The sequence below is a fragment of the Sphingobium sp. LSP13-1-1.1 genome (genome assembly GCF_040676415.1).
Taxonomy (GTDB): Bacteria; Pseudomonadota; Alphaproteobacteria; order Sphingomonadales; family Sphingomonadaceae; genus Sphingobium.
The window spans coordinates 80,300-106,353 of the sequence record NZ_JBEGHU010000034.1 but is presented as its reverse complement, the minus strand read 5'-3'; the positions used below and the strand labels follow the sequence as shown (position 1 = coordinate 106,353).

The 26,054-nt window shown below is 63.9% G+C and carries 18 protein-coding genes; 9 read left to right on the top strand and 9 right to left on the bottom strand.

Annotated features, from left to right (window positions below):
• Positions 1-207 precede the first annotated feature (207 nt).
• The 6 genes from MRBLSP13_RS15695 (at position 208) to guaA (ending at position 6,924) form a co-directional block, all read left to right on the top strand.
• A complete protein-coding gene (locus MRBLSP13_RS15695; protein ID WP_363755450.1) occupies positions 208-753 on the top strand; it encodes a hypothetical protein in 546 nt (181 codons plus the stop codon).
• 91 nt (positions 754-844) lie between these two features.
• Entirely contained in the window at positions 845-1,459 is a 615-nt protein-coding gene (locus MRBLSP13_RS15690) for an OB-fold-containig protein (protein ID WP_363755448.1), read from the top strand.
• 9 nt (positions 1,460-1,468) lie between these two features.
• Entirely contained in the window at positions 1,469-3,184 is a 1,716-nt protein-coding gene (locus MRBLSP13_RS15685; protein ID WP_363755446.1) for a flotillin family protein, read from the top strand.
• 17 nt (positions 3,185-3,201) lie between these two features.
• The gene (locus tag MRBLSP13_RS15680) at positions 3,202-3,849 is read left to right on the top strand and encodes a YoaK family protein (RefSeq protein ID WP_363755444.1); all 648 of its coding nucleotides are present in this window, start codon (positions 3,202-3,204) and stop codon (positions 3,847-3,849) included.
• Between the two features lie 219 nt (positions 3,850-4,068).
• Positions 4,069-5,322, top strand: coding sequence for a TCR/Tet family MFS transporter (locus MRBLSP13_RS15675; RefSeq protein ID WP_363738554.1), 1,254 nt, complete (start codon positions 4,069-4,071; stop codon positions 5,320-5,322).
• Between the two features lie 42 nt (positions 5,323-5,364).
• Positions 5,365-6,924 carry a glutamine-hydrolyzing GMP synthase gene (gene guaA, locus MRBLSP13_RS15670; RefSeq protein ID WP_133652629.1) on the top strand — a complete coding sequence of 520 codons (1,560 nt, stop codon included), beginning with the start codon at positions 5,365-5,367 and terminating at the stop codon, positions 6,922-6,924.
• 407 nt (positions 6,925-7,331) lie between these two features.
• Here guaA and MRBLSP13_RS15665 read toward each other — a convergent pair whose 3' ends face one another.
• The 5 genes from MRBLSP13_RS15665 to MRBLSP13_RS15645 form a co-directional block, all read right to left on the bottom strand.
• Entirely contained in the window at positions 7,332-9,062 is a 1,731-nt protein-coding gene (locus MRBLSP13_RS15665; protein ID WP_363755441.1) for a hypothetical protein, read from the bottom strand.
• 7 nt (positions 9,063-9,069) lie between these two features.
• Positions 9,070-15,627 carry an NACHT domain-containing protein gene (locus MRBLSP13_RS15660; RefSeq protein ID WP_363755439.1) on the bottom strand — a complete coding sequence of 2,186 codons (6,558 nt, stop codon included), beginning with the start codon at positions 15,625-15,627 and terminating at the stop codon, positions 9,070-9,072.
• A 227-nt stretch (positions 15,628-15,854) separates the two neighbouring features.
• A complete protein-coding gene (locus MRBLSP13_RS15655) occupies positions 15,855-16,694 on the bottom strand; it encodes a DUF3883 domain-containing protein (protein WP_363755437.1) in 840 nt (279 codons plus the stop codon).
• 42 nt (positions 16,695-16,736) lie between these two features.
• Positions 16,737-17,162, bottom strand: coding sequence for a type II toxin-antitoxin system VapC family toxin (locus tag MRBLSP13_RS15650; RefSeq protein ID WP_363755435.1), 426 nt, complete (start codon positions 17,160-17,162; stop codon positions 16,737-16,739).
• On the bottom strand, positions 17,162-17,404 hold the full coding sequence (locus MRBLSP13_RS15645; protein ID WP_363755433.1) for a type II toxin-antitoxin system Phd/YefM family antitoxin: 243 nt from the start codon (positions 17,402-17,404) through the stop codon (positions 17,162-17,164). The genes MRBLSP13_RS15650 and MRBLSP13_RS15645 overlap by 1 nt, the downstream gene beginning before the upstream one ends.
• Before the next feature lie 70 nt (positions 17,405-17,474).
• Here MRBLSP13_RS15645 and MRBLSP13_RS15640 point away from each other — a divergent pair, with 70 nt between their 5' ends.
• The gene (locus MRBLSP13_RS15640; RefSeq protein ID WP_363755431.1) at positions 17,475-18,674 is read left to right on the top strand and encodes a hypothetical protein; all 1,200 of its coding nucleotides are present in this window, start codon (positions 17,475-17,477) and stop codon (positions 18,672-18,674) included.
• Between the two features lie 32 nt (positions 18,675-18,706).
• Here the strand turns inward: MRBLSP13_RS15640 and MRBLSP13_RS15635 are convergent, their stop codons facing one another.
• Positions 18,707-19,069, bottom strand: coding sequence for a helix-turn-helix transcriptional regulator (locus MRBLSP13_RS15635; protein ID WP_363755429.1), 363 nt, complete (start codon positions 19,067-19,069; stop codon positions 18,707-18,709).
• A 607-nt stretch (positions 19,070-19,676) separates the two neighbouring features.
• Here MRBLSP13_RS15635 and MRBLSP13_RS15630 point away from each other — a divergent pair.
• Together MRBLSP13_RS15630 and MRBLSP13_RS15625 are read left to right on the top strand one after the other, a co-directional pair.
• Positions 19,677-21,389, top strand: a complete 1,713-nt coding sequence (locus MRBLSP13_RS15630; RefSeq protein WP_363755427.1) for a type I secretion system permease/ATPase — start codon at positions 19,677-19,679, stop codon at positions 21,387-21,389.
• A 5-nt stretch (positions 21,390-21,394) separates the two neighbouring features.
• On the top strand, positions 21,395-22,777 hold the full coding sequence (locus MRBLSP13_RS15625; RefSeq protein WP_363738419.1) for an HlyD family type I secretion periplasmic adaptor subunit: 1,383 nt from the start codon (positions 21,395-21,397) through the stop codon (positions 22,775-22,777).
• Here the strand turns inward: MRBLSP13_RS15625 and pelF are convergent, their stop codons facing one another.
• From pelF to MRBLSP13_RS15610, 3 genes are read right to left on the bottom strand one after another with little or no spacing between them, the layout of a single operon-like run.
• Entirely contained in the window at positions 22,778-24,268 is a 1,491-nt protein-coding gene (gene pelF, locus MRBLSP13_RS15620; RefSeq protein WP_363738417.1) for a GT4 family glycosyltransferase PelF, read from the bottom strand.
• Positions 24,268-25,164 (bottom strand): hypothetical protein, encoded by an 897-nt coding sequence (locus MRBLSP13_RS15615; protein WP_363755425.1) that lies wholly within the window; start codon positions 25,162-25,164, stop codon positions 24,268-24,270. The genes pelF and MRBLSP13_RS15615 overlap by 1 nt, the downstream gene beginning before the upstream one ends.
• Positions 25,134-26,036 (bottom strand): hypothetical protein, encoded by a 903-nt coding sequence (locus tag MRBLSP13_RS15610; RefSeq protein WP_363755423.1) that lies wholly within the window; start codon positions 26,034-26,036, stop codon positions 25,134-25,136. The genes MRBLSP13_RS15615 and MRBLSP13_RS15610 overlap by 31 nt, the downstream gene beginning before the upstream one ends.
• Between the last annotated feature and the right edge of the window lie 18 nt (positions 26,037-26,054).

Sequence of the window (26,054 nt, the reverse complement as noted above, 5' to 3'; positions counted from 1 at the left end):
ATGGACCGGGCCGGCGCTTAGCCATGGCGACACACCCGGCGTTCAGGCCCCCGACAGCCACAACCGCCTAGAGCGATTTCCAAGCGATCGGAACCGATCGCTGATTAAGAAATCGCGGCAAACAAGGAATTCGGAGCGGCTATCTGATTCAATCGGATCGAAACCCGCTCTAGCCATCGGCAAGATTTGCGTTGAGGGACGAGGGCCATGAACAAGATGAGGTGGATGACAGGGTCGCTGATCGCGCTGGGCCTGCTGACGGGCGGCATCGCATCGGCGCAGCCCTATCGACCGGGGCAAAGCGCGCCGCAGGAACAGGACGGGCTGTCGGACGAAGCGCAGCCGCCGGCCGATGACGCCGCCCCGGATGATCGCCCCGGCCAGGCGCGTGCCGACGATGATTTTTCCGACGTCGTGGCGGCGGATCAGGATCATGCCGACGCCGCATCCCCCGGCCGCGACGGCAGGCAGGACGATCTGGCCGAGGCGCGCCCCTCCGACCAGGAAGGGGAGGATGCGATCACCTATTGCGCCCTCGCCGCCCGCGACGAGGCCGAACGGGACGGCGGCTTTGCCGAGGTACGGCAGGTGCAGGAGCCCCGCGAGACGCGCAACGGCTATGATGTGGAGGGCGATGTCGAGGTCCGATCCGGCTGGCGGGCGCAGGACGGCCGGCCGCGCCACTTCACCTGCTCGGTGCAGAATGGCCGGATCGCGGACCTCTATTTCGGACGGGATCGCGCCGCCCGCTAAGCGCGCTCGGTTCGCCGCAGCGCCGCCACGCTTTGCCCTATCCCCTTTTTCGTCAATATATTAGCATTGACGCGAATCAGGGGAGACAGGGGTGGCCGCGTTTCTTTTCGCGACCGAGAATATCGTTTTCGTCTCGGCGATCGTGCTCATGCTGCTCATAGGGGCGGTGCAGGCCATCGGCATCGCGGGCGATTTCGATCTCGACATTCACGGCGACGCGGATCTGCTGGGCTGGCTGGGGCTGGGCTGGCTGGGGCTGGGCCGTCTGCCGCTGTTGATGCTGCTCGCGATCTTCCTGGCGCTGTTCGGCATGATCGGGCTGATCGGACAGCATCTGCTGCTTGACTTCGCCGGCGCCATGCTGTCGCCGCTGATCGCCGCGCCCGCCGCCTTCCTCGCCAGCCTGCCCTTGACCGGCTTTGCCGCGCGGTGGCTCGCCCCCTTGCTTCCCCGCGACCAGAGCAGCGCCGTTCCGCTGGACGCGCTGACCGGCAGCTTTGCCCGCATCGTCACCGGCGTGGCGCGCAGCGGCTCCCCCGCCCGCGCCCGGGTCGAGGATGCCTATGGCCAGGCGCATTATGTCATGGTCGAACCCGACAATGCCGGCCAGACGCTGGAAGAGGGCGAAACCATCCTGCTGGTCCGCCGGGAGGACCATGTCTTCCGCGCCATATCGCATGGCGACCATTATCTGCCCCGCCTTTAGGAGTATTCCATGAATTTGCCCGCCGTGCAGGAGAGCTTTTCGCTCATGCCCTACCTGATCATCTCCGGGACCGGGCTTCTCCTCCTGATCGTGCTCGGCGTCGTGCTGGCGCGGCTCTACAAGCGGGCGTCGAAGGAAATCGGCTTCGTGCGTACCGGCTTTGGCGGGGAGAAGGTCGTGATGAACGGCGGCGCGCTGGTGCTGCCGATCTTTCATGAGACGATGCCGGTCAACATGAACACGGTGCGGCTGGCGGTGGAACGCAAGAACAGCGACGCGCTGATCACGCTGGACCGCCTGCGCATCGACGTGAAGGCGGAATTCTATGTCCGGGTGAAGCCCGATGCGCAGTCCATCGCCACCGCAGCGCAGACGCTGGGCGCGCGGACGATGAATCCGGAGGCGTTGAAGGAACTGGTCGAGGGCAAGTTCGTCGACGCGTTGCGTTCCGTCGCCGCGGGGATGACGATGAACCAGTTGCATGAGCAGCGCAGCGAGTTCGTGCAGAAGGTGCAGCAGGTGTCGTCCGTCGATCTCGCCATGAACGGGCTGGAGCTGGAGAGCGTGTCCCTCACGGGTCTGGACCAGACCTCGATCGAGCATTTCAACGCCAATAATGCGTTCGACGCAGAGGGCCTGACCAAGCTGACCGAGCAGATCGAACTGCGCAAGAAGTCGCGCAACGACATCGAGCAGGAAACCCGCGTCCAGATCGAGACCAAGAATCTGGAAGCGGAACGCCAGTCGCTGCTGATCTCTCGCGACACCGAATTCGCCCGGCTGGAGCAGGAACGCGAGGTCGAGATGCGCCGCGCCGTGCAGGCGGCGGAGGTGGCCCGCGAACAGTCGCTGCGCCAACAGGAGGCGGACCAGGCGCGCATCGAGGCGAAGAAGCTGGTCGACAGCCAACAGATCGAGGCCGACCGCGCCGTGCAGCAGGCCCGCATCGCGCAGGAACAGGCGCTGGAGCTCGCCCGGCAGGAGCAGCAGATCGCCGTGCAGAACAAGAGCCGCGAGGAGAGCCAGGCCAAGGCGCAGGCCGACGAAGCCCGCGCCAAGGCGGTTGCCGCCGAGGAGCAGGTCCAGACCTCGCGCCAGACCGAGATTGCCGAACGCACCAAGCGCATCGAGTTGATCGACGCGGCGCGGGAAGCCGAGCGCGCCGCCATCCAGGTGCGGGTCGAGGCGGAAGCGGAGAAGCAGGCCGCGGCCGACCGTGCCGAGGCGCTGCGCCTGGCGGCCGAGGGCGAGGCGGAAGCCGCCAAGCTGCGCGCCGAGGCGGACCGGGTCCGTTTCGAGGTCGAGGCGGCGGGTCAGCGCGCGGTCAATGAGGCCGCGAATATATTGTCGTCGGACCAGATGTCGCTGCAGACGAAGATGGCCCTGCTCAAGGTGCTGCCCGATCTGGTGCGGGAGGCGGCCAAGCCGATGGAGGCGATCGATTCGATCAGGATCGTGCAGGTCGACGGGATCACCGGCTCACATGGGGACGGCGCGACGGTGATCGGCGGCGGCGAGCAGAACCTCGCCAATGCCGCGGTTTCCGCCGCCCTGCGTTACCGGGCGCAGGCACCGGTGATCGATGGCCTGATGAAGGAATTGGGGCTGGATGGCTCCAGCCTTGATTCGCTGGTGAAGGGCGCGGTGGAGCCCGCTTCGGCGTCCTTCGCGCCGATTGTCGTCGAACCCGTGGACGGCGAGCGCGTCGCGCCGCCCCGGCCCTGATCGAACGAGCCCGGACCATGCGTGGATATGATGCTTCCCGCCACATGCTGGCCATCGCGCTTGCGGCGCAGGCGGGGTTCATCGACGCATTGGGTTTCCTGAAGCTCGGTGGGCTGTTCGTCTCCTTCATGAGCGGCAATTCCACCCGGCTCGGCGTGGGGCTGGCCGCCGGCGCGGCGGTCGCGGGGATGGCGGCCGGATTGATCGGGGCCTTTGTCGGCGGCGTGCTGGCGGGCGCGCTGGTCGCGCGGCGAGCGGGGCGCTGGCGCAAACAGGCGGTGCTGGGCCTGGCGACCGCGCTGCTGTTCTGCGCCGCGCTGCTCACCCTGCCGGAGAGGCCGGGCACGGGGCTGACGCTGCTGATGGCGGCGGCGATGGGCACGGTGAACAATGTCTTCCAGCGCGAGGGGGAAGTCAGCATCGGCGTCACCTATATGACCGGCGCGCTGGTAAAGCTGGGACAGCAACTGGCGGTGGCGCTGAGCGGTGGGCCGCGATGGACTTGGCTGCCCTATCTAATGCTGTGGCTGGGGCTGGTGGCCGGCGCTATGACCGGGGGCGGGCTTTTCGCGATGATGGGCCTCCACGCGCTGTGGATCGCCGTTGCATTTTCCGGACTGCTGCTGTGGTGGAGCGGTCATTTGGGTCCGGTCGACCTGGCATGACGGGCGCGGCGCCCAGGGCGGGTTCGGTCCAGCGGGATCGAAACGGGGCCCGGCATTTCTGCCTTCCGCGATTTCTTAGCCAGCGATCGCTTGGAAATCGCTGTAGAGCGTGTTGCAAGCAGAAGGAATCATCCGCCGGATCGAAAAACACGCTGAAAACAATATCCTATGGCATTTGATCCGTTACGATCAGAAGCGGAACGGCACCAGGAGTCTATCATGCCCCCCCGCCCAACCCACCGCCGCAAGGCTGCGATCGCCTTCATATTGGTGACGGCGCTGCTCGACGTGATGTCGATGGGGATCATCATCCCGGTACTGCCGCAACTGATCGAGACGCTTTCGGGGTCCAGCAGGTCGGCGGGGATGTGGAACGGGCTGTTCGTGGCCTTGTGGGCCGGGATGCAGTTTCTCTGTTCGCCGGTCATCGGCTCGCTGTCCGATCGGTTCGGGCGGCGGCCGGTCATCCTGATCTCGGTCGCGGGACTGGCGCTCGATTTCCTGCTGATGGCGGTCGCGCCCAATCTCTGGTGGCTCGCGGCGGGGCGGCTATTGGGGGGCGTGACCTCGTCCAGCTTCACCTCCACCTTTGCCTATATGGCCGATATCACCCCGCCCGAAGGGAGGGCGCGGGGCTATGGGCTGATCGGCGCGGCGTTCAGCGGCGGTTTCGTGGCGGGGCCGCTGCTGGGCGGCGCATTGGGAGAGGTTTCGCTGCGGGCCCCCTTCTGGGCGGCGGCCGGCCTGTCCGCCCTTGCCTTCTTCTACGGGCTGTTCGTGTTGCCGGAGTCCCTGCCCCGCGACAAGCGGATGGATTTTTCCTGGAAACGGGCCAATCCCTTCGGCGCCCTGCGACTGCTGCGGTCGCATCCGGAACTCTCCAGCCTGGCGATCGTCAATTTCCTGCTCTTTTTCGCGCATCACCTCTTCTCCGCCGTGTTCGTGCTCTATGCGGGCGACCGCTATGGCTGGGGGGCGTGGCAGGTCGGCGCGCTGCTTGCGCTGGCCGGCATTCTGGACATGGGCGTGCAGGCTTTGCTGGTCGGGCCGGTGGTGAAGCGGCTGGGCGACCGCACGACCATGGTGATCGGGCTTGCCTTCGGCGCGATCGGCCTGTCGGCGATGGGACTGGCGCCGACCGGCTGGCTGTTCGTCGCGGCGATGTTCCCCAACGCGCTCTGGGGGCTCGCCATGCCGACGATCCAGTCGCTGATGACGCAGCGCGTGTCGGAATCCGAACAAGGCCAGTTGCAGGGGGCGAACAACAGCGTGGGTTCCATCGCAGGCATAGTGTCGCCGCTGTTCTTCGGCACCCTCTATTCCCTGTCGGTGGGCCCGAAGCCGCTGCTGCCCTTCATCGGCAGCGCTTTCCTGATCGCTGCGGCGGTGCTGGCGAGCGGGGCCGCGCTGGGATGGGCGGCGGGGCGGCGCGACGACGCGGCTTCGCTGGACAAGGGGGCACAAGCGCACTAACCGGGCGCGAATCCCTTCCTCTGGTCAAATAAAGGCGATTCGATGACGCTGCCCCTTCAGGATTCCATCCTCATCGTGGATTTCGGCAGCCAGGTGACGCAGCTGATCGCCCGCCGCGTGCGCGAGGCCGGCGTCTATTCCGAGATCGCCCCGTTCAACAGCGCCGCCGAAGCATTCGACCGGCTGAAGCCGAAGGGCATCATCCTTTCCGGCGGCCCGTCTTCGGTGATGTGGGAGGACAGCCCCCGCGCGCCGCAGCATTTCTTCGAGGCGGGCATTCCGATCCTGGGCATCTGCTATGGCCAGCAGACGATGATGCAGCAGCTGGGCGGCAATGTCGAAGGCGGAGAGAGCGGCGAATTCGGCCGGGCCTTCATCGAGGTGAAGAAGGGCTGCGCGCTGTTCGACGGCCTCTGGACGGAGGGCGAGCGCCACCAGGTGTGGATGAGCCACGGCGACAAGGTGACGAGCCTGGCGCCGGGTTTCGAAGTGGTGGCGGTCAGCGAAGGGGCGCCCTACGCCATCACGGCCAATGAGGAAAAGCGCTTCTACGCGACGCAATTCCACCCGGAGGTCGTGCACACCCCGGACGGTGCGAAGCTGCTCGCCAATTTCGTGCGCCATGTCTGCGGCCTTGCCGGCGACTGGACCATGGCGGAGTTCCGCGCGACCAAGATTGCCGACATCCGCGCACAGGTGGGCGAAGGCCGGGTGATCTGTGGTCTGTCGGGCGGGGTCGACAGCGCCGTTGCCGCCGTGCTGATCCATGAGGCGATCGGCGACCAGCTGACCTGCGTGTTCGTCGACCATGGGCTGATGCGCCTGGGCGAGGCGGAGCAGGTGGTGAGCCTGTTCCGCGAGCATTACGGCATCAAGCTGGTCCATGCGAATGCAGAGGAGCGCTTCCTGGGCGGGCTGGCGGGCCTGACCGATCCGGAGAAGAAGCGGAAGTTCATCGGCGGCGAGTTCATCGCCCTGTTCGAGGAAGAAGCGAAGAAAATCGGCGGCGCGGACTTCCTGGCGCAGGGGACGCTCTATCCCGACGTGATCGAATCGGTGAGCTTCACCGGTGGGCCTTCGGTGACGATCAAGTCGCACCATAATGTGGGCGGCCTGCCCGAGCGCATGAACATGAAGCTGGTCGAGCCGCTGCGCGAGCTGTTCAAGGACGAAGTGCGCGCGCTTGGCCGCGAACTCGGCCTGCCGGAGATTTTCGTCGGGCGGCATCCCTTCCCCGGCCCCGGCCTTGCCATCCGCATTCCGGGCGAAGTGTCGAAGGAACGCTGCGATATCCTGCGCAAGGCCGACGCCATCTATCTGGAAGAAATCCGCAATGCCGGGCTGTACGACGCGATCTGGCAGGCCTTTGCAGTGCTGCTGCCGGTCCGCACCGTGGGCGTGATGGGCGACCACCGTACCTATGACAGCGTCTGCGCGCTGCGGGCGGTGACCTCCACCGACGGCATGACGGCGGACATCTATCCCTTCGACGCCGCCTTCCTCAGCCGGGTGGCGACGCGGATCATCAATGAGGTGAAGGGCATCAACCGGGTGGTCTACGACTACACCTCGAAGCCTCCGGGTACGATCGAGTGGGAGTGACGGATACAAACGGCGGCAATAGCGTAGTTTCGGCGGGTGGTTTCGCCTTCGCTTGACTGCCGTTCGCGTCCGTCTTTCACTCGCATCGAGCTGACCTACTCCATTTCTTTCACGGCACCGATCTTTGCGCAGTACCAGGATGATGTAAATCCGCTTCGATGGGTGGGGGGTGCTCTGGCGTAGGATAGCGTGCACAAAGGCGGGTCAGCTTTGCGTTCTCGTTTCGGCCATTCCGGCGCGCATCTTTACTCTCTGAAACCGGCCGTTCGCTAAGACTGAGTTTTCATCGCGAGCCCTGGGCGAGCTCGGATTTGTGTTTGCTCGCGCACCTGTGCTCAGCTTCGAAAGCTTAACGTGCATCCCTCAATCAAGCTCAACTCGCTATAGATCGGCGGAACTATCACTAGTCACCGAAGAACCTCGCTTGTGCTTGATGCCCGCCGAAGCGCCAATCGCGGCATCAACGCGTTCTGCCAGTCAACGCGCTTACGATACGAGAAGCGCTCCTCAAGATCGCGAATGGCTTGGTGCCCTGGGCAAGCTTCGACGGCAAATCCGATCCATTCCCGCGCTTCCTTGTATCGACGCGCTACGCGAAAGCGTTCAGCAAGCGCCAGGCACATAGCCGCCTCCAAAATTCTCGGTGCCTGCAATCCTGAAGGCGTCACGCGTGCAACAATATACTGCTCTAGCGCCTCGCGATGCACATCGAGCGACCAAGCCTCAAGCATGCCGAAGATCGTGCGAGCGACGAGCGCCTCGCTGCTTGGCGCTCCGATGACATCCATGTGCTGCTCGATCAACGCGTCCAGCTTGGCGGAGTGATCTTGTTTCGGAATCAGACGCGCAAATAATGCATAAAGCGTCAGCAACTGGGAGCGCTCCCGCTTGGCGCAGGACTTCGCCAGCCGCGCCATATCCGGAAAGATCGGTCGCAGATCCGTGACGGTCGCGTTTGGCGTGTTCATAAGCACAGGCACAAGCTGCTCAAGATGCCCTTCAAGCCGCTGTCGAGCCTGCTTCGCGCTCATGAGCGGCATGCCGACCCACATCTCCGGGGCAAGCGGGACCATGACCACCCCGGCTTGCTCACGCGTATAGTTATAAGGCTCGTATGTGGTCGTCGGACCGTTGGAGATAAACGCCGTGATCACATGGTGAGTAAGGCGGACCAGCCCCTGGAAGCTCAGGACCGGGCGACGATCCACCTCGGTCGCTTCGCGATCGCCGTCCGACAGGGTGATCGCGTCCGGCAATTGGCGGACATTATGGACATAGCGTGAGCGGAGCACATAAGCCTGACGCAGTGCCTCACCAAGTTCATGCCGAGCGATGGCGGCGCCTGCGATCAGGTCCGGCGCGCGAAAATAGTCGCGATCGACATGGTGGAGAACAAAGGCACGGTAGCGCCGTGACAGTGACGCGTGCTCCGAACCGAGTATAGCCTCGCGAACTGCGTCGCCGGTACGCTTTGACGCCTTTGCCAAAGCCCGGTCCACAGGTACACGCTTGCGTTCGTCAACATCTCTCCAGCTGGTCGTGTACCCATCGAACTCCTGCGCGAGCGATTCCACCGCTGACACGAACAGCGTATATGCGAGCGCCAGATCGTCGCGCATGCGGTGGAGCGCGGTCACGAAAGTCCGGATTGCGCGCATCGCCGCAAGGAAGTGGCGCCGATCCAGTGCGAGCAATTGATCGACGAAAACCTTGAATGGCGCGATCTCGATTTCCTGCAGGGCAAGCCGTTCATCAAAATAGCGACGGATGAACTTGCTGGGCGGGTCGTACGACGCCAGACCCGGCGACTTCGATGTCAACCGATCGACCACTGCAGGATCAGGAGAGACGATCGCGCGCAGGCCGAATGTCGCCAGCGCGGCAAAGTCGGTCAGGAATGGGCCAATCGTGTGCGAGATCAGGAAGCCAGGGCCGACTTCCGCCTCCTCGATACGCTCCTCGATCTCATAAACGATCGCGCGATTGCCGCGCATGCCATCGGTCTCGCGCAGCGTCCCGGCGGCTGTCGCCACGTCATGGCCGTAACAGAGCGCGAGGTTGGAATAGAGGACACCCCGCAGCTGGTTTGTACGTCCAACGCCGCGCGCGTAGAGCTTTCCCGTATTGATCTGAAGCATGGAGCAGTCAGGTTCCGGCCAGCGGTTTCGCGCCCCGCGCGCGACTGCGCGGCCATGATTGTCGACGTGGGGTGCCGAGCGCCTCCACCGCTGCGAAGCGATCGGCAAATTCGCCGCGCTCATAGGGCCCGAGCTTCGCGATGGCGGCTCGTAGGCACGGTGGAACGGCGAATACGAGTTCCAGCGGTTCCTCCGGCTGAACGATTACCGCCAGCATCTGGTGCCGAAAATGGTCATCCTTGGGGTCCTTCTCAACATAGCGCCGCACCTTGATCAGCATCAGCAACGCCTGATCTTGCGCCTTCAGCATCGCCGTCAGCGCGTCTCGATCAACGGAAAGCCGCGTGCCCCCACGTTCCGTCTCATGCCGACCGCGACCTGAGCGCATGCCCCAGGCCGCAGCGTTGAAGATCGCTTTGCCTTCAGGGTCGATCCAACTGCGAGCAAATGGGTCCGCCTGCTGGAGCCCCATCTTGGTCACCGTTGCTGCGGATGGGCGTGCGCGTTGAAGCGCCGTGGCGAAGCCATACGGGTCGCGGCTATCGAGCTTGGTGTAACTGTGCTCGTCGCCCGACAGCCACCGCGTCAGCAACGCGCGCTCGCTGGGATCGCGCCGATCATGCGCATCCTCCCCCCCGTCATCGGTCGGAAGATAGGCGAAGAAGGGATCAGCCGAGTAGACCGCATGGGCCACGGCACGAGCCCTTCTTCGATCAACCAACTGCGATCCGATTGTGACATCGAGGCCGTCACACGACTTCCAGCTCGCGCTCACCAGAAAGCACTCGGGCGTGATCAGCGTGTCATCGAAGCCGGCGAGCGTGAGAAGGTCGAGTGGATGGGGTGGCACCAACACCTGGTCGCTTGCGTTCGATTCGGACCGTAAAACCGGCTGGGCAACTTCGACGGGGAACAGATCAGTCCCATCAGATAGCCAGCGGCCATCTTCGCGCGAGAGCAAGCGCTCCCACAGCCAGCTCTCCCAAGGTGCTCGCTCCCAAGTTTCGCCACTGACTGGGCGCTCGCGTGCCAATTGGCCAGCAGCAAGCAGGACGGCGTGCCATGCCAATTGGCCGCCATGGAGATCCGCCGGCGGAAAGGTGCTCGATCCATAGCTCATGTCATCGCGCGACCACCGACCGCGCGGTCCGTCGTACATCGACTCGACAGTCGTGTCGTAGCGGCGGATCCATGCGATGGCGGTGTCGGCAACTTCCCATTTGGCCAGACCGAATACGCCGCCGAGGGGGTCGACCTGATACTTGTCGAAATCATAGTCGAAGTGGAAGCGCGGTTGCGGCTCCGGCCGGTCCTCAGGACGCGCGCTGTAGAAGCCGGGCCTGTGCGAAGTACGTGGTTGCGGTGGAAGCACAGGGCGGTTGAGCGTGTCGAGCCATGCGACATACGAGACGGCATTGGCGACGTGCCCGCTTGCCGCCAGCGCACGCAGTGCCGCGATTGCGAAATGGCGGCACAGGACATGTGGGAAGGCGTCGCTCGCTGCAAGCGCTTCAATTGTCGCGCGGTGCGGCGCCACACCCGCAGGCGCTTCCTCAGCGATGCGCGCCACGGCGATGAGAAGCCAGGTGCGAGCGTGCAGGTGAAAAAACGGGCGGGATTGATCCTGAAATGCGCCGGCCGAGTTGCGCTCAAGGCCGCTCAGCAGATGTACAAGGATTTGGTACTCACCACCGGCGCAGAGTGTCCTGACCGCGTGCGCCGCCCGCCAGCGATCGCCGGCATCGGGCGAGCCCAATCGCATCCAGAGCAGGTCGCCGACGACAGCGTGCACATCGGCATCGACGGCGAACGCGCTTGAATAAGGCCCATCGCCGATCGAATCCGGAAACGATGCCGTTGACTGCGCGGTATAGTGGGCAAGCGCGTCTCCAATCGCCTGCGCGGATGCGGACTTGGCCAGAAGAATGGCACATCCCATCCAGAAGTCGCTGGAGATATCCACGTTTTGACCCGGCAGCGCCTTGAGCACCCCTCGAACCAGTTCGTCACGCTGGGTTCCGGCGAGATGGGCGATCCGCGTCAAAGGGCGGCGCCAGCTGTCACCCGATCGAACCACATCATCAAGATGTCGCAGCGCGACGCGTATCGCAGCGCCATCGAGTGCCTCATCCAGCGCGCGTGAAGCACCATGCCAGTGCTCGCGTGCGCTCTCGAGAAACCAGACCTTGTCCTGGAAGCGCAGCAGGTCGTCATCGGCGACCGCGTTCAACAAGGCCATGCGCGGCGAGGGATCGGTTGTCGGCGGTACGAAGCTCTGCAGGATGAAGCCGTCGGTCGGGCGATTGCCGATGAACGTCGCGGCCGCCTTGTCGATCGCGGCGCGAAGCGCGCCTGCGGTGACATTCGTGACCCCGCGTAGAAATGTGGGCATCGGGGCCGCGCGCTCCGACGCAGTTGTCTCGGGCAAGATAGATCGGCGTGTCTTGGCCGCGGCAAACGCGTCGATGCGAGCTCGGACCGGCGAGCCGCTCGGCAATTCGGCATCGAACAGACGCTTGTACTGGTGGAGGACCTCAGAGCGCAGGGTAGCGCCGTCGTCGCGATCGAGTTCGACGAGCAGGGCCTGCGCAAAGCGTTCGCGTGCGGGGTTCGCGAGACGCGGTAAGATGGCCTGCGCAACGTGAGGCGGAAACCAATTCCAGGTCGCTTCAAATTGCGCGACGCCGACGAGGCCAGCGGCGAGCGTGGGTGTCAGTCGGTCACGTTCGACAAGGGCCTTGAGCATTGGCGGCAAGGTCCAACCCAGGCCAATCTTCTCACGATCGGCCATGCGCGCGAGCGGTGCCAGGCCCGCTGGCCCTGCAATGTTGGTGAGCGCGGTTGTGAAGCGACGCCAGTTGAGCGCCTCCGCCTCATCCGGGATATTCAGTTCGACCAGCCGCACAAAGGCGTGCGCAATTTCTGGCGACAAGGGTTCACCGGAATATTGCGCGGCGAACTCGATTAAATCGCCGATCCGCTCCTGATCGTCAGACCCCACCGCATCAGCCAGTTCGAGGCCAATGCGGAAATAGGGCCGAGCCTCCTCCACCGAAATCGGCAACAGCGCCCGCGCCAGCGAGCCATAGCCCTGGATCTGTGCGGAGACGTCGGTGTCTGCGCTGATGATCGGTTCAGCAAGGCGTGCGAGCCGCAGTGCAGAGGCCTGGGTTGCGGGCATGCGCGCCAGCAAAGCGATCATCCCGATCCAGTCCGCCACGACCTGCGTTTCCGATGCCTCCAGGAACGCGGCTAGCCCGACCCCGCTCGCCTGATCCAAGGGCGCACGGCATGCTGCCGCCCAGCGAATGACATCGAGGTGGAGCCGCGCCAGGAAGCGTGGCTGATCCCGGTACGGGTACGTTTCAGCGGATGCGATCGCGGCGGTAGCGTCCGATAACGCTTTCGCGATCGCCGGTGCAGGATCGGGGGACTTGAGGATCGCGACGATCTGATCGACGAATTGCGGCAGCGGCGACAGCCGTTTTGCTAAGCATTGTTCCCAGCGCCGCGCCTCTTCGGCATCGATCGGTCGCTTGCCGGGGTGCTTCTTGCGCTCGTTCCTGGCAGCCTGGAGCCTTAGTCTGAGATTGCGCTCGAAAGCGACGGGGCCGCGCCGACGCACCGCCAGCGGCACGAACTCCGCCATATCTCCCGGTAGTAAATCCGTCACGTGCGTCCCGCGCCGCCTGGCCGCGGCGAAGATCGCGGCAAATTTGAGATGCTGCGCCACTTGGCTGCCACTGAGCGGCCAGGGATCATCCAACTGATAGGCTCTGAGCCCAGGGCTTGCGGCATGCGCGATAATTTTCTGCGCGTCGCGTATCAGGCCAAGCGCCACGGCTTGACCTGCAGCATCGAGCAGCCCGTCTGTCAGCCGGTCTTCCCGGCGATAATCATGATAGCTGCCAGGTTCGGCTGGCTCCGCCTTCACGTTCGCAAGACGCCGATACAGGGTTCGCCGAACCTGCGGATCAAGGGCAAGGCGCGCGGCGACGGCTGCGACAACGGCGGGCGATCGGCTCCGGCAAAGCTTCAGGCTTTGCAGAACTTGCCGCGCGGGCTCCCCGCTGTTGTCTAGGCGCGCGAGCCGATCGGCATAGCCGAGCATCTTCGCTGCGATACCGAAAGCGTAGCGGTCATCGAGCTTCGCCAGCCAGTGGTCGATCCTGACGGCATTGCCGCGCAGTAGCTGCACGAAGATCGCGTCAGCCTCGAGGCTGCCCCAGTCGCGGCGATCGGACCCGCGGCCCTCGCGCTTCTCGCGTAAGGACCAATCAAACCAGGTCAGCGCTCGATCGGATTCCAGCGCCGCGGCGTGCTGGTCCCCGCTGAAGCTGTCGAGCACCGCCAGCGAGGCATGGCGGCGACCCGCCCAAGTCGACCGATCATCGCGAAATCGCCGGATGGCCTCCGCATCACCGCTCAAGGCGACCAAGTCCGGGTGCGCGCGCAGATAGGCGTCGCTGCGTTCGGTCGCGCTCGAGATGCGAGCAGCCTCCAGCGTAAGTTTCGTCAGGTCATCGACACGATCGGCGGCCGCGCACGCCGATATTGCTGCGCTGAGCCGTGCGAGCCGAATGGCGCGATGTGCGACCCGGCTGAGGTTCGGCATTGCCCGCGCGTCGAACGCCAAGCTGACCAGCGCATCGACTTCGGCGGCTTCAGCGAGGATCCCCGGCAGCGCGCGCGCTGCGTAGATCGAGTGCGCCTGTCGCGCATCCAGCCTCGCAAGCAGGTCTGTGCGCGCCGTAGCATCGGCACCGATCATCTCGACCACGAGCGTCTCGGTCGGTTCATCCCGAAAGATCAGCCCGGTCGGGGTGAGTTCGATTAGCGGGAACAGATCAGTGACAAAGCTTTCCACGTCCGATTGCGAAAGTCCGAGGGCGGACGCCAGCTCGTCGACCGGCACCGGCGGCGGCAGCATGGCCATGCCTGCCAACAGGCCGCGCGCTTCGCTCGCGGTCGCGCCGCGATCGATGGCCTGTTCCTCGGCGGCCTCGATCTGTTCGCGAAGTAGCTGCTCGAGCGTTTCCGACGATTGGCCCGGCCGCGCCACATCGAACGGTGCGCCTCGCCGCAAAAGATTGTCGAGCAACCGCGGGTTCCCGTTCGACCGGCGTTGCAAGACCGTCACATCATTCGACGTCGCCGAAGGGAAGCGCTTCTGCACCAGCGCTGCCGTTTCCTCGCGGGAGAAGGTCGGCACCGCGAACTCGCGGCACCGCGCGTCGACTTGCGCTTCATAGCGGCGATGCGTGCGGCACGACGCGACGACCCGAACCCCAGCTATGCTGGCGATGTTGAGGCTTTGCAGCAGGACATGGCCGAACGATGCCGTCCCGGTTCGTTTAGCTTGCATGCCGCAATGGTCGATGGCGTCGAGCACGAGGATGACGTTGGCGTTGGCATCGAACTGGCGCAGCGTCGCGACACTTGCCGCAAGCCGTTCACGCAGTGCCGCGAGGCTCTCTTCGACGTGGCTTGATTGAAGCATGATGTCGCACAGGCCGTTGGCGGCGAGCAGATTGGCGAGGTGCGGCAGCGACTTTCGCGGGAGATGCCGGCCGTCGGACGGCTCGCGCCACATGCCGGCGCCAAAGCCATCGAACAGCAGGACGCAGTGGTTCGCCGAAAGCTTGTCTGCCAAGGCTTGCATGAGAACCGTCTTGCCGACGCCACCGGCTGCATGAATCAACAACGCACGCGGGTCGGCGAACACGAGATCGATGATCTCGTCGAGAACGGGTCGCTCGATCTGGGCTTCCACGTCCGGAAAAGCGGCTCGAACCGGATAGATCTCTCGCTCATGAGCGACATCGAGGGCGCCAAGCACATCGACCCGGCCAATCCGGTTATCACCCTGGCCCTGGCTTCCTGCGCGATCACGCACGAGCCTGCGCAAATTGGCGAGCCGCGCATGGCTGAGGTTATCGGTCGCACCGGACCAAGAGGCTAGCGTACTCAGATTGGCATGTTCGACCCGGACCAAGGCGCCGCCCGCGCCCGTGAGGGTCAACTTGTTCGCAAAGGCCTGCAGCGCCGCGCCGGTCAGGTCAGTCGCACCCGCAATCTGTCTTGCGTGATCCGCTGCGCGTCCGTCGAGATTGTCGCCGGCGCGCAGCGCTGCGAGCGCGGCGAGCGTGTCCGCATCAATCGGCCGGTTTGTCACGAGTTCAAAGTGCGCCAGATCGGTAGCGTCCGGCCGCGCCTTGGTAAGATCGGCGGCGGCGCTTGCAAATTTTCGTAACGTCTTCGCCATTTCCGAGGCGCGCATCGGCCGATCGGCGGCGGCGATCGAATATTTGAACTGTAGGGTTTCGATCCGGCTCGCGGTGGCCAGCGTTTGGCCGTCGCGATAGCGGACTAGGTCGGCGATTTCGTGGGCGGCGTCTGAGACTTCCGCCGCGTCTTCGACCGCGAACCCCTCGATCGCGATCGCGGCCAGACTCGTTTCGGGTGGCAGCAGTTCAAGCGCAACCCGCGCCGCCCACGCCTCATGAAATTGATGGCCGTCGCGTGACGCCCGCACGACGTCGATCGATGCCGGTTCGGTTGTCACATCTGCGCTCGCGATTGCATAGGAACGGAACTAGAACAGATACTTATCGCTGGGCAAGCTATAGTAACAAATGATTTGTGCGGGGATCTGCTAGGATTGTGCTCGAATGACCGGCCGGCAACGATCCGATCGGGGATCGCGTGCCAACAACTGCTGCTTAGGGCACTTGCGCGAACGGCTGCTTCATCGCTCGCATCGCTGAAGAGCTGCCAGTCCGCTACCGGCCACTATAGGAAATTCGCCTGATAGCTGGTCGCCATCAGCGACACATGCGCCTCCAAGGGCGGCCGCAGCTCGAACGCCTTCGGCTCTCGCGCGAAATTCCACAACCGCACCAGCCGCCAATCACTGCGTCGCTCCTCCGCAACGGCCAGCTCATTGCGCGTGATGTGAAACGGCGTGCGCTCCCATCCATTGGTTGTCTTCACCTCGATCAGCCGATCGCGGCCGTCGGTGTCGAAGCTCAGGATGTCATAACCGGCGCCATCGCCATCGACATCCGACACCCAGCGGATGCGCTCGGCAAGATCGGTCCTGCCAGCGGCGAGTAGATTGGCGCGCTCGTGCGCGAGGACGCGCTCCTCGCCAGCACGACCCAGAGCGCGATTGCGCGCATCACGCTCTGCCACATCGTACTTCCGGGCGATGACGGTCATCTGCTCGAGTTCGTCGGGCGGCGGCGCATTGCTGTGCGTCGGTGGTGGTCCGATCCACAGCATTGCTTCCTCCCGGAGCGCTGACTGCGACGGACCCATCGCCATCCGCGCGGCGGGTGCGAGCCAATCCGGATGACGATCGAGCCAGCGCACCACCGCATCGACGAGCGAGGCCTGGAAATTGAAAGCCGGTTTGTAGCCTGGGATCCAGTCCTCACCGAGCCCCTTGAGTACGGCGCTGATGTTCTGATGTTTGTATTCGATCGAGCCGCGGGGCCGATCGATCACCGCCTGTAGGACGCGGTTATGCTCGGCCTTGCTGTAGGACCGCCCGGCGATGTCGTTGGCGAGCATCGTGAAATAATCCGCCACGATCGCGTCGTTCTGTTCGTCGGACCAGTCACCGGCCATGGCGGCTCCCGAGCGGGTCGGCCAAGCTGGAGAATGCCGGGATCATGCCAGCAACTGCGCCGGCACACCGAGCGCCGGGCCTGCCTCGGCGAGCCGCTGGTCGAGCGTGTGCACCGTGGCGCCATGCTCCGACGCGACGGCAAGATGCAGGGCGTCACCCGCGCGAAGCCCCAAGCTATGCTGATCGGCAAACCTCGCCGCCGCGCGAAACTGCCCACTCGTCACGGGCAGCACGGTAAAGCTCTCGGCAACCAGCTTATTGAACATGGCCAGCGCCGCCGCGCGCTGCTCGAGGCTGATCTGCGCGGTCCGCAGTTTGATCGCCATGGCCGACGACATCTCGGTGACGGTCCAGTCGCTGATCAGGAGTTGCGCCGGATCCTGCTCGGCCAGCCAGGCCTGAGCGCGCGGCGTCATCGCTTCATTGGAGAGCGCCGCGACGATCAGCGACGTGTCGAGATAGAGCATCAGTAGCGATCGCCATCCCGCATCGAGCGCACGAGATCGGCGGCACTCTGGGACTGCGGCGGCGTCGCTGCCGTCAGCGACTGGAGCAGCGCGGCATCGATCGGCATGCGGGGCTTGGCCACGGCGGTGAGCCGTGCGACCGGCTTGCCACGGCGGGTGATGTCGATCGAATCGCCCGCTTCGACCCGGTCGACCAGCTCGCTCAGATGGGCTTTGGCGTCCGCCAGATTGATCGCATCCATGTCATACTCCTGACCATGTAGATAGTCATATAGCGTATCGAGCTTAAGAACTCCAGCAGGAGGTTTGCCGATGCGGCATGTTCTCACCCGGAAGCAGCTTTATGACATGATCTGGGAGCGCGCCGTATCCAAGGTGGCGCCCGAGCTCGGCATCTCCGACGTGGCGCTACGCAAGCAGTGCGTGAAGCACGCCATCCCCTTGCCGGATGCCACCTATTGGGGACGGCTACATGCCGGACGCCCGATCAAGCGTAAACCGCTGGGCGCTGCGCCAAAAGGCGTGAGCGATCGCATCGTGATCGATGCACGCGCGAAGCCTCCGGCACCCGAGCCCGTCCAGGCTGCGATCGTAGCCGCCGGACAGCAGGTGGAAGCTATAACCGTACCGGAGAAGCTGCATCCACTTGTGGTCAAGACACTTGTCGCAGCAAAGAAGGTACAGCCGGATCGCAATGGCGCGCTCACCGGCCTTGGTGGGGAGGTCTTTCGGATCCGCGCGCACCCCGACACGCTCGATCGTGTCGGCGCCTTCCTGAACGCGCTGGTCTACAATGCTCTGGCCCGTGGCCACCGGTTCGATGCCGGACGCGAGGGTCTCGAAATGGTCGTCGACGATGAAACGATTGGCTTTGCCATCTATCAGACCATTCGCCGGTCGCTCCATGTCGCCACGGAAGAGGAGACCCGCCGGCGAGAGCGCTGGGATGCCCGCCATCGCAATGATTGGGACAATTGGGATAAGCGCCCCTCCATTCCCTATTATGATTTCACGCCAACCGGCGAGATGGCGATCGAGATCGCGGGCTGGTCACGGTATGAAAACGCCCAGCGGCGGTTCGCCGATACCCGCGCACGCAAGATCGACAGCCGGATCGATGAGATACTGGTCTCGTTCGCCGCATTCGCCGCTGGCAGGAAGGTGGAGCGGGAAGAAGCGCGGGAACGGGCACGGCTCGAGGAGATCGCTCGCCAGCGGCGCGCCGAACAGACACGGCTTGCCAAGCTCGAACAGCAGCGGGTGGAATATCTCGATCGCAAGCTCGCGCAGGCGGAGGAGCGAGATCGGCTACGGACGTTTCTGATGGCGTTTCCTGATGACCGCATCGCCGAGGATGCATCGGCCCTCTGCGGCTTTTTGGAATGGGCGCATCAGCGCTTGGAGAAGATGGAGGCCCAATTGCAACTCGCGGCGCTTGCTGTCGAGGTGTCCGCGATGGAAGCCTTCGCGCTGGCGCACGTTGTTCAGGACTCGGGTGGCCAATCCAACTAGCCGGGGGCGACAAGCCGATATGCCTGGAGTCGCTACTCCGACCGCCGCTTCACCGGCCGTGTCTTGCGCAGGCGTAGGTCGGGAGCAGGAGCGATCTTCGCTCGTCCCTCCCTGCATAACTTGCGGCGTTCCTCAAGCCATGTTTCGACTTCCTCGAGATCCCAGACCACGCATCGTGGCGTCAGGTTGAAGCGCTGAGGAAATTCGCCGCGGCGTTCCATTTCGAAGATCGTGCTGTCGGCAAGCGGGACGATGAGCCGAAGTTCGTGCCGTCTGATTGTACGGGGTAGACCAGTCATGACTGTGGCTGGACCGGAATATCCAGCAGGTTCATCATTGTCGCCATCGCGCAGCGGCATCAAAAGAATCCGCACGCGGTTTGGCTTCTTAGCCATGGCAGCCTCCTTAGGATGGGAGGAGCCACAATATCGCTTTCAGTTTACGGCTATGCGTCTCACGCCTGCTCGCGTCCGAAGCGGAGCGTGACAGGATTCCAGTGTGTCGCACGAGCGGTTACGAGTGGGCCATTGCAGGAAAGAGTCTTCGCATTGTAGCGTAGTAGCCCTGCGGTAGAATCCGGGCAGGCATATTCGTAGCGTCACCGCGTTGCAGGCTGCTAGTCGGGGCGATAGTCGTCGATAGATGGTGAAAACGTCGAAAAAATTTTCGCCGGAAAAGCCTTTTAAAATCAGTGTCATAACTTTTTGGCGGGCTGAGGGGCGGATAAATTCGCGTGAGACCTGAGAAAGTCGCGTAAAATCAGTATGTTATGGCATGACGAGACAATCGAGTGGGAATGATTTTCGCCAGTACCGATTGACGGCGGCCCGCTGAACATCTGTTCCAGCGCGGCACAAGCCGTCGACTATGCTGATTGATATATTTACCGAAACTTGCCGGAATATTATGGTCCAGGCACAAGATATAGGTCGCATGATTTAGCGTCAGCTTTCGAGAAACGGGGGCGGTATGTTGCTTGATCTGCATGAACCGGCAGCCCCCATGAAAGCCGCACTATCTTCGTGCAGGCGACATTTCCTGTCTTCGCTGATCTTCAGCGCCTTGATGAACCTGCTCTACATCGGGCCTGTTCTGTACATGTTGCAGGTCTATGACCGTGTCGTGGCAGGACAGGGCAGGCTGACGCTGCTTTTCCTGACAATCATCATCGCGGTGGTCATCGGCACCCTGTCGCTGCTGGAACTGGTCCGGTCGCGCCTGTTGGTACGGGCGAGCATCCGGCTGGACCGGCAATTGGCGGGCCTGCTGCTCGACACGACGCTGAGGGCGCGCGGATCGACCGGCGAGACGATGAACAAGCAGGTCCTGCGGGAATTCGACACGCTGAGGCAGGCGCTGACCGGCCCGACCATCCTGTCGATCTTCGATTTTCCCTGGAGCCCGGTCTATGTCCTCGTCTGCTTCCTGATCCACCCTGCCATTGCCGCTCTGGCCGTGGTGGGCGCCGCCGCCTTGCTGTTCATCGCGCGACGTAATGAAAAGGGCACCAACGCGCCCTTGAAGCAAGCGAACGAAGCCGCCAACAAGGCCTATGTCAGCCAGGAACAGACGCTTGCGGGCGCGGAGGTGATTCGGGCGCTCGGCATGCGGAATGCGCTGGTGCGGCGCCATCTGCTGGAACGGCAGACGATGCTCGACCTTCAGGCGAGCGCCAGTTTCGCAGGTGGCCATTATGTTGCGATCAGCAAGTTCATCCGCCTGATCCTGCAGTCGCTGGCGCTGGGCCTCGGCGCCTGGCTGGCGATCAACAACCAGATTTCGGCAGGTGCCATCTTTGCCTCGTCCTTCCTTGTCGGACGCGCCCTCTCCCCCATCGACCAGTTGCTCGGCGCCTGGCGTAGCGTCGTCCATGCGCGGGCGAGCTATGCGACGCTCAATGACCTGCTGGCGACGCGGGAAGCAGATATCGCCCTGACCCAGCTCCCGCCGCCCGGCGGCCATATCGCGGTCGAACATCTCACCCATTTCATTCCCGGCCAGGAACACCCCCTGTTGGCCGATATCAGCTTTGCCGTCGAACCGGGCGAAGTCGTTGCCATTGTCGGTCCCAGTGGCGCGGGCAAATCGACGCTGTTGCGCATGCTGTCCGGCGCGGCGCGACCCCTGCGCGGATCGATCCGCTATGACGGCGCGAATGTACAGGATTGGGATACGGAAAGGCTGGCGGCCTTCATCGGCTATCTGCCGCAGGACACCGCGCTGTTCGCCGGCACGATCAAGGAGAATATCGCTCGATTCCGGAATTTCCTGTCCGACGATGGCGAAGCCATCGACAATGCGGTGATCGAGGCGGCCCGGTTGAGCGGTGCGCACGACCTGATCCTGCAAATGCCGGGCGGATATAATCGGACGCTGGGCTGGGGAGGACGCGGACTTTCGGCCGGGCAGGCCCAGCGCGTGGGATTGGCGCGCGCGCTTTATGGCAAGCCGCCCCTGGTCTTCCTGGACGAACCCAATGCGCATCTCGATGCCGAGGGAGAGGTGCGGCTGGTCGCCACGCTGGACGACCTCAAGAAGAAAAAGGCCTCCGTCATCATCGTCGCCCACCGGATGGGGATATTGGGAGTCGTCGACAAGATCATGGTGATGCGCGACGGAAGGCTGGAGACTTTCGGCCCGCGCGATGAGGTGCTGGGACGGCTGAAGGCCATCCAATCGGAAGAAAAACCCGAGGCACAGAGGGCGGAGGGATAGGCACCATGGGGGACATCGAACTCAGCGACGCCAGCGGCGCCATCCGCCTGACCTATCCCGCCAGCCATGAGACGCCGGTGATCGACGACCGGCCCGACCGGGACATGCGGACCGGCATCATCATCGCGTTCCTGTTTTTCGTCGTCTTCCTGGGCTGGGCCGCCTTTGCCCGGCTCGACGCCGCCGCCTATGCGCAGGGACGGCTGACCGTGGAGGGTCAGCGCCAGTCCGTCCAGCATCGCGACGGCGGCGTGATCGGCGCCATCTTCGTCAAGGAAGGGCAGCATGTCCGTCAGGGCCAGCCGCTGATGGAACTGGCGGCCGCGGATGTGCGGGCGCAGGCGCGCATGTACAGCGCGCAATATATCGGATTCCAGGCACAGCGCGCCCGGCTGATGGCCGAGCAGCTTGGCGCAGGTCATGTCGAATGGCCCGCCGAATTCGCGACGCTTCAGGGACAGGAAAAGGAGGATGCGCAGGAGGCGATCAAGCTTCAGACGACCCAGTTCGACAGCCGCGCCTCCGTGCTGACGGCGCAGACCGGCGTCCTGCACGAACAGGCCGGCCAGGTGCAGGAAACAGCGCGCGGATACAGGTCGCAACTGGCAGCATCGGCGGAGCAGGCCCGGCTGATCGGCGAGGAACTGGACAGCCTGCGCGACGTGGCGGAGAAGGGTTTTGTTTCCAAATCCCGTATCCGGGCACTGGAACGCGCGCGCGCCGACCTTCATGGGCAAGAGGGGCAATATTCGGCCAGCATTGCCCGGTCTGGCGCGGAGGCCGGCGAAAACCGCCTGAAGGCTCTGGAAGCGGAAAAGGCCTATAGGGAGCGGGCCGCGTCTGAGCTGCGCGACGTCGAATTTTCGCTGAACGAGATCGCCCCCAAATTTCGCGCGGCCAAGGATCAACTGGCGCGGCTGGCGATCCGCGCGCCCGCAACCGGCATCGTCGTCGGTCTGAGCGTTTTCACCGTGGGCGGTGTGATCGCACCGGGCCAGAAGCTGATGGACATCGTACCCGACCATGCGGGCCTGGTCATAGAGGCTCGCATTTCGCCGGAAGATATTGACGACCTGAAGGTGGGCCAGGACGCCCAGATACGCTTCAACAGCCTGCATGAGCGCGACCTGCCGATCATGGACGGCCGGATCACCCGGCTGTCGGCGGACAGTTTCCAGGACGAGAAGACCGGCCAATCCTTCTACACCGGCGAAATCACGGTCCCGTCAAAGGAACTCGACATCATCCGCAGCAGGCGCGGAGAGGATTTCAATCTGAAGGCCGGAATGCCGGTCCAGGTGCTGGTGCCGCTTCGTGCCCGGACCGCCCTGCAATATGCACTGGAGCCGCTTACCCAATCGCTGTGGCTCTCCTTCCGGGAACATTGATCATTGCAGTTCCGAAAAACGGGCCTGGGCGCCCAGCATGCTGTAGATATGCCGATATTCCGCGATGATGGCGCGCCTGTCATAGTCCTTGACCACGCGATCGCGTAGCGCTTCGCCCATGGCGCGGCGCAGCGACGGCGCGCGCAACAGGCGGAGGATGGCGGCCGCCGTTCCTTCCGGATTGACCAGTTCGGTGACGATGCCGCCGGGCCGATCCACGTCGGGCGAGCGTCCTTCGATCATCTCTCGGCAACTGCCTACATCGGGTGCGACCACCGGCACGCCACATGCCCCCCCTTCCAATATGACCAGCGGCTGGGCTTCCGACAGGCTGGTGAGGACAAGCAGGTCTATGCGCGGCAACCATTCGGCAACCTGGACGCGCCCGGCAAATTGTACCGCATTGCCGATGCCAAGTTCCTTGACGAGCGCCTTGCAATCGGCGGCATAGTCGGGATCCTCGTCCATCGGGCCCAATATGGCGAAGCGCACTTCAGGCATTTCCGCCAGGACGAAGCCGGCCGCCCGGACGAAGGTCTTCACATCCTTGATCGGTACCACGCGTCCGATCAGCGCCACCAGGGGGCGCGCCGGATCGCCCATGCGCTCGATATGGCAGAAGCGGTCGGCCTCGATACCGTTGGGAATGACCCTCAATCGCTCTTGCCGGGCGCCCAGCCGCCGCTGCGTCTGGTTGTTGGCGCCATAGAGCGCGATGATCGGATCGCAGGCATCGTAGCAGGCGCGCGTATAGGTCTGGAACACCGCCAGCCAGAGATCGCGCAGGTCATGCCCTTCCCGGTCGAGCGTCAGTCCGGTTTCGATCTGGTCGCCGATCCAGTCCGCCATCATGATCTCTATCTGGCGCTCCAGCATGTAGATGCCATGTTCGGTGATGAAGGCGGGCTTGCCGGTTTCATAGGCGGCGCGCGCCGCCAGCAGACCCGCAAAGCCGGTGGAAATGGTGTGATAGACCCTGGCCCGGGGCAATGGCGCCAGCAGCATCTTGAGCAAGCCGCCCAGCAGCACCCGCATTGCCCAGAAGAAATGATGAAAGGATGCGGAACGGAAGGCCTTTTCATAATAATGGGTGAAGAGGTCAAATATCTCCGGATTGGACAACAGATCGCCCGCGGCCGGCGGCGGATTCAGTTTCCCGATCTCCTGCCGCAGCCTTATCAGGTCATCCTTTCCTCCCGTCGACAGGAAGGCGAGCAGCAACCGGCCGATGCGCTTCACCTGCGGCGCCGGATAGCGGCGCGGCAGGCACGGTTCGATCAGCAACGGGACTTCGATCACCTCGACGACATTGGGCGGCGGCGTCATTCGCCAGGGCTGTTCCATCGACCCGGCCTTGATCGCGACCAGGGAAAATCGCAGGTCGGGCATGGACAGGACCAGATCCTGCAGCCAGTTCGATACGCCGCCGATGACGAAAGGATAGGCGCCCTCAACGATCAGGCATACATCGCTGTCCGCACGGTCGGGCATCAGGGCGACAGCTCCATCCGGAAGCTGCGAATGGGCCTGGACTGCGCTTCCCTGTCCTGTTCCATCGTCCGCCGGACATGGGCCCGCGCCGTGCGCAGCGCCCGGCGGCGAATGTCCGTGGCGGACAGTTGTTCGGTGATTTCATCCAACTTCCGGCAGGCATCCTGACAGAGGCGCGCCCGCTGAGACTGCGGCAAAAGCTGGTTGAAGCAGCCATGGTCGGCGAGCAGCATCGCCAGCGCATAGCGGTCGTCCGGATCCTGCGCCGGCGCGATGCGCGCCTGCAATTCGCTGATCTGCAGGGTCAGATTATAGCTGACCTGCGCCGCGGCGGCCGCAGCCAGGGCGCGGATGGTCTGATCCTCATCGGACAGGGCCATGACGATCAGCGGGGAAAGCCGCGGTTCGAACGAGGTCACGGCCGTTTCCAACGCTCTGTAGCGCGCCTGCAGGCTGCCGTGGCGCAGGATCGTAGCCAATGATCCGATTTCATCGCAATCGGGATAGCGTACCCGCTCGTCGAGTATCCGTCCCAGCCGCTCGACCGGCGAAAGGGCATTGCCGATCCGATAGCGGCCGATGCGGATATTGCTGTAGACGATCTGCTTCCTGCGCCTGGAACTGCCCGCCAGCGGCGCCATCAACAGGCACAACAACATGCCCGGCGCGCCCAGCGCCGCGCCGACCGGCAAGGCGAAGGATTGCAACGCGCTCATTCCGTGCAGCCTTCGCACCACGATCAGCAGCGTGGCGATGGCGAGCGCCATATGCATCGGCGCGAACCAGTAAATGGATGTGGCCCCCGCCAACAGCGCCTGGGCCAGCAGGAGAAGATCGATGATCGAACCAAGGGCGAGCAGCGCGATCACGCCACCTTCTCTTCGGGCATCTGCCATTTGGCATGGAAAGCAGGCTCCCGCCCGAAGAGCGCGCAGCTCTTGCCGAGCAGATCGGTGACCTGCAGCAATTGCGCCCTGTAGGCTGCGGTGACCCTGCTCACATTGTGAATGATGATGATCCCGACCAGTTGATCCCTTGCCCCCATGATCGGCAAGGCGATGGCGCCAACCTGCGCCAGAATGGCTTGATCCGCCGGATCGTCATTCTGCAACACCCTGGGTTTTGCGAACATGGCCTCGGCCAGCATCGACCTGCTGAGGTCGCGTGCCTGGCCCGAAGTCGCCCTGCCGCAAAAGCGGGCGACGACCTGGCTCCCGCGCACGTCGTAGAAGGTGAAGTCCTCGGTCCGGGCGACCAGTGCGATCATGCGGGCGACGGCATCGATCTGATGTTCGGAATCGGATTCCGACAGGTCGAGGCCGGCCGCAATCGCCTCTACAACCGTCCGCTGTTCGGTTGCGATCCGCACCTGGAGCCTGCGGTTGGTGTCCGCCAGGCGCGCCATCACCTTGGCCAGCTTCTCCCGGTCGCGCAGCATGGCCAGGTGCTGCCGCTTTTGATCGGCGATCCGGTTGCGTCTGCTGGCCGTCACCTCGCCGACGATGAGCGCCGCCACCATCCAGAGCATCGGCTGGATGGACAGGCGCAGTTGCTGCTCCAGATGATCTGCCGATCCGGACCAGATGTTCGCCTGGCAGAGCCAGATCGCCGAAGCGATTGCCCCCGCCACCAATCCCATGCCCGTCCCATAGGCAATCGCCATGACCAGCACCGGCAACCAGTAGGGATTGGGGTTCAGACCGGAATAAGCGTCACCATGCGACAGCCCGTGGTCGATCGCGATCAGTATCGCGAACAGGACCAGCATTTCTGCGCCTTGCAAAAG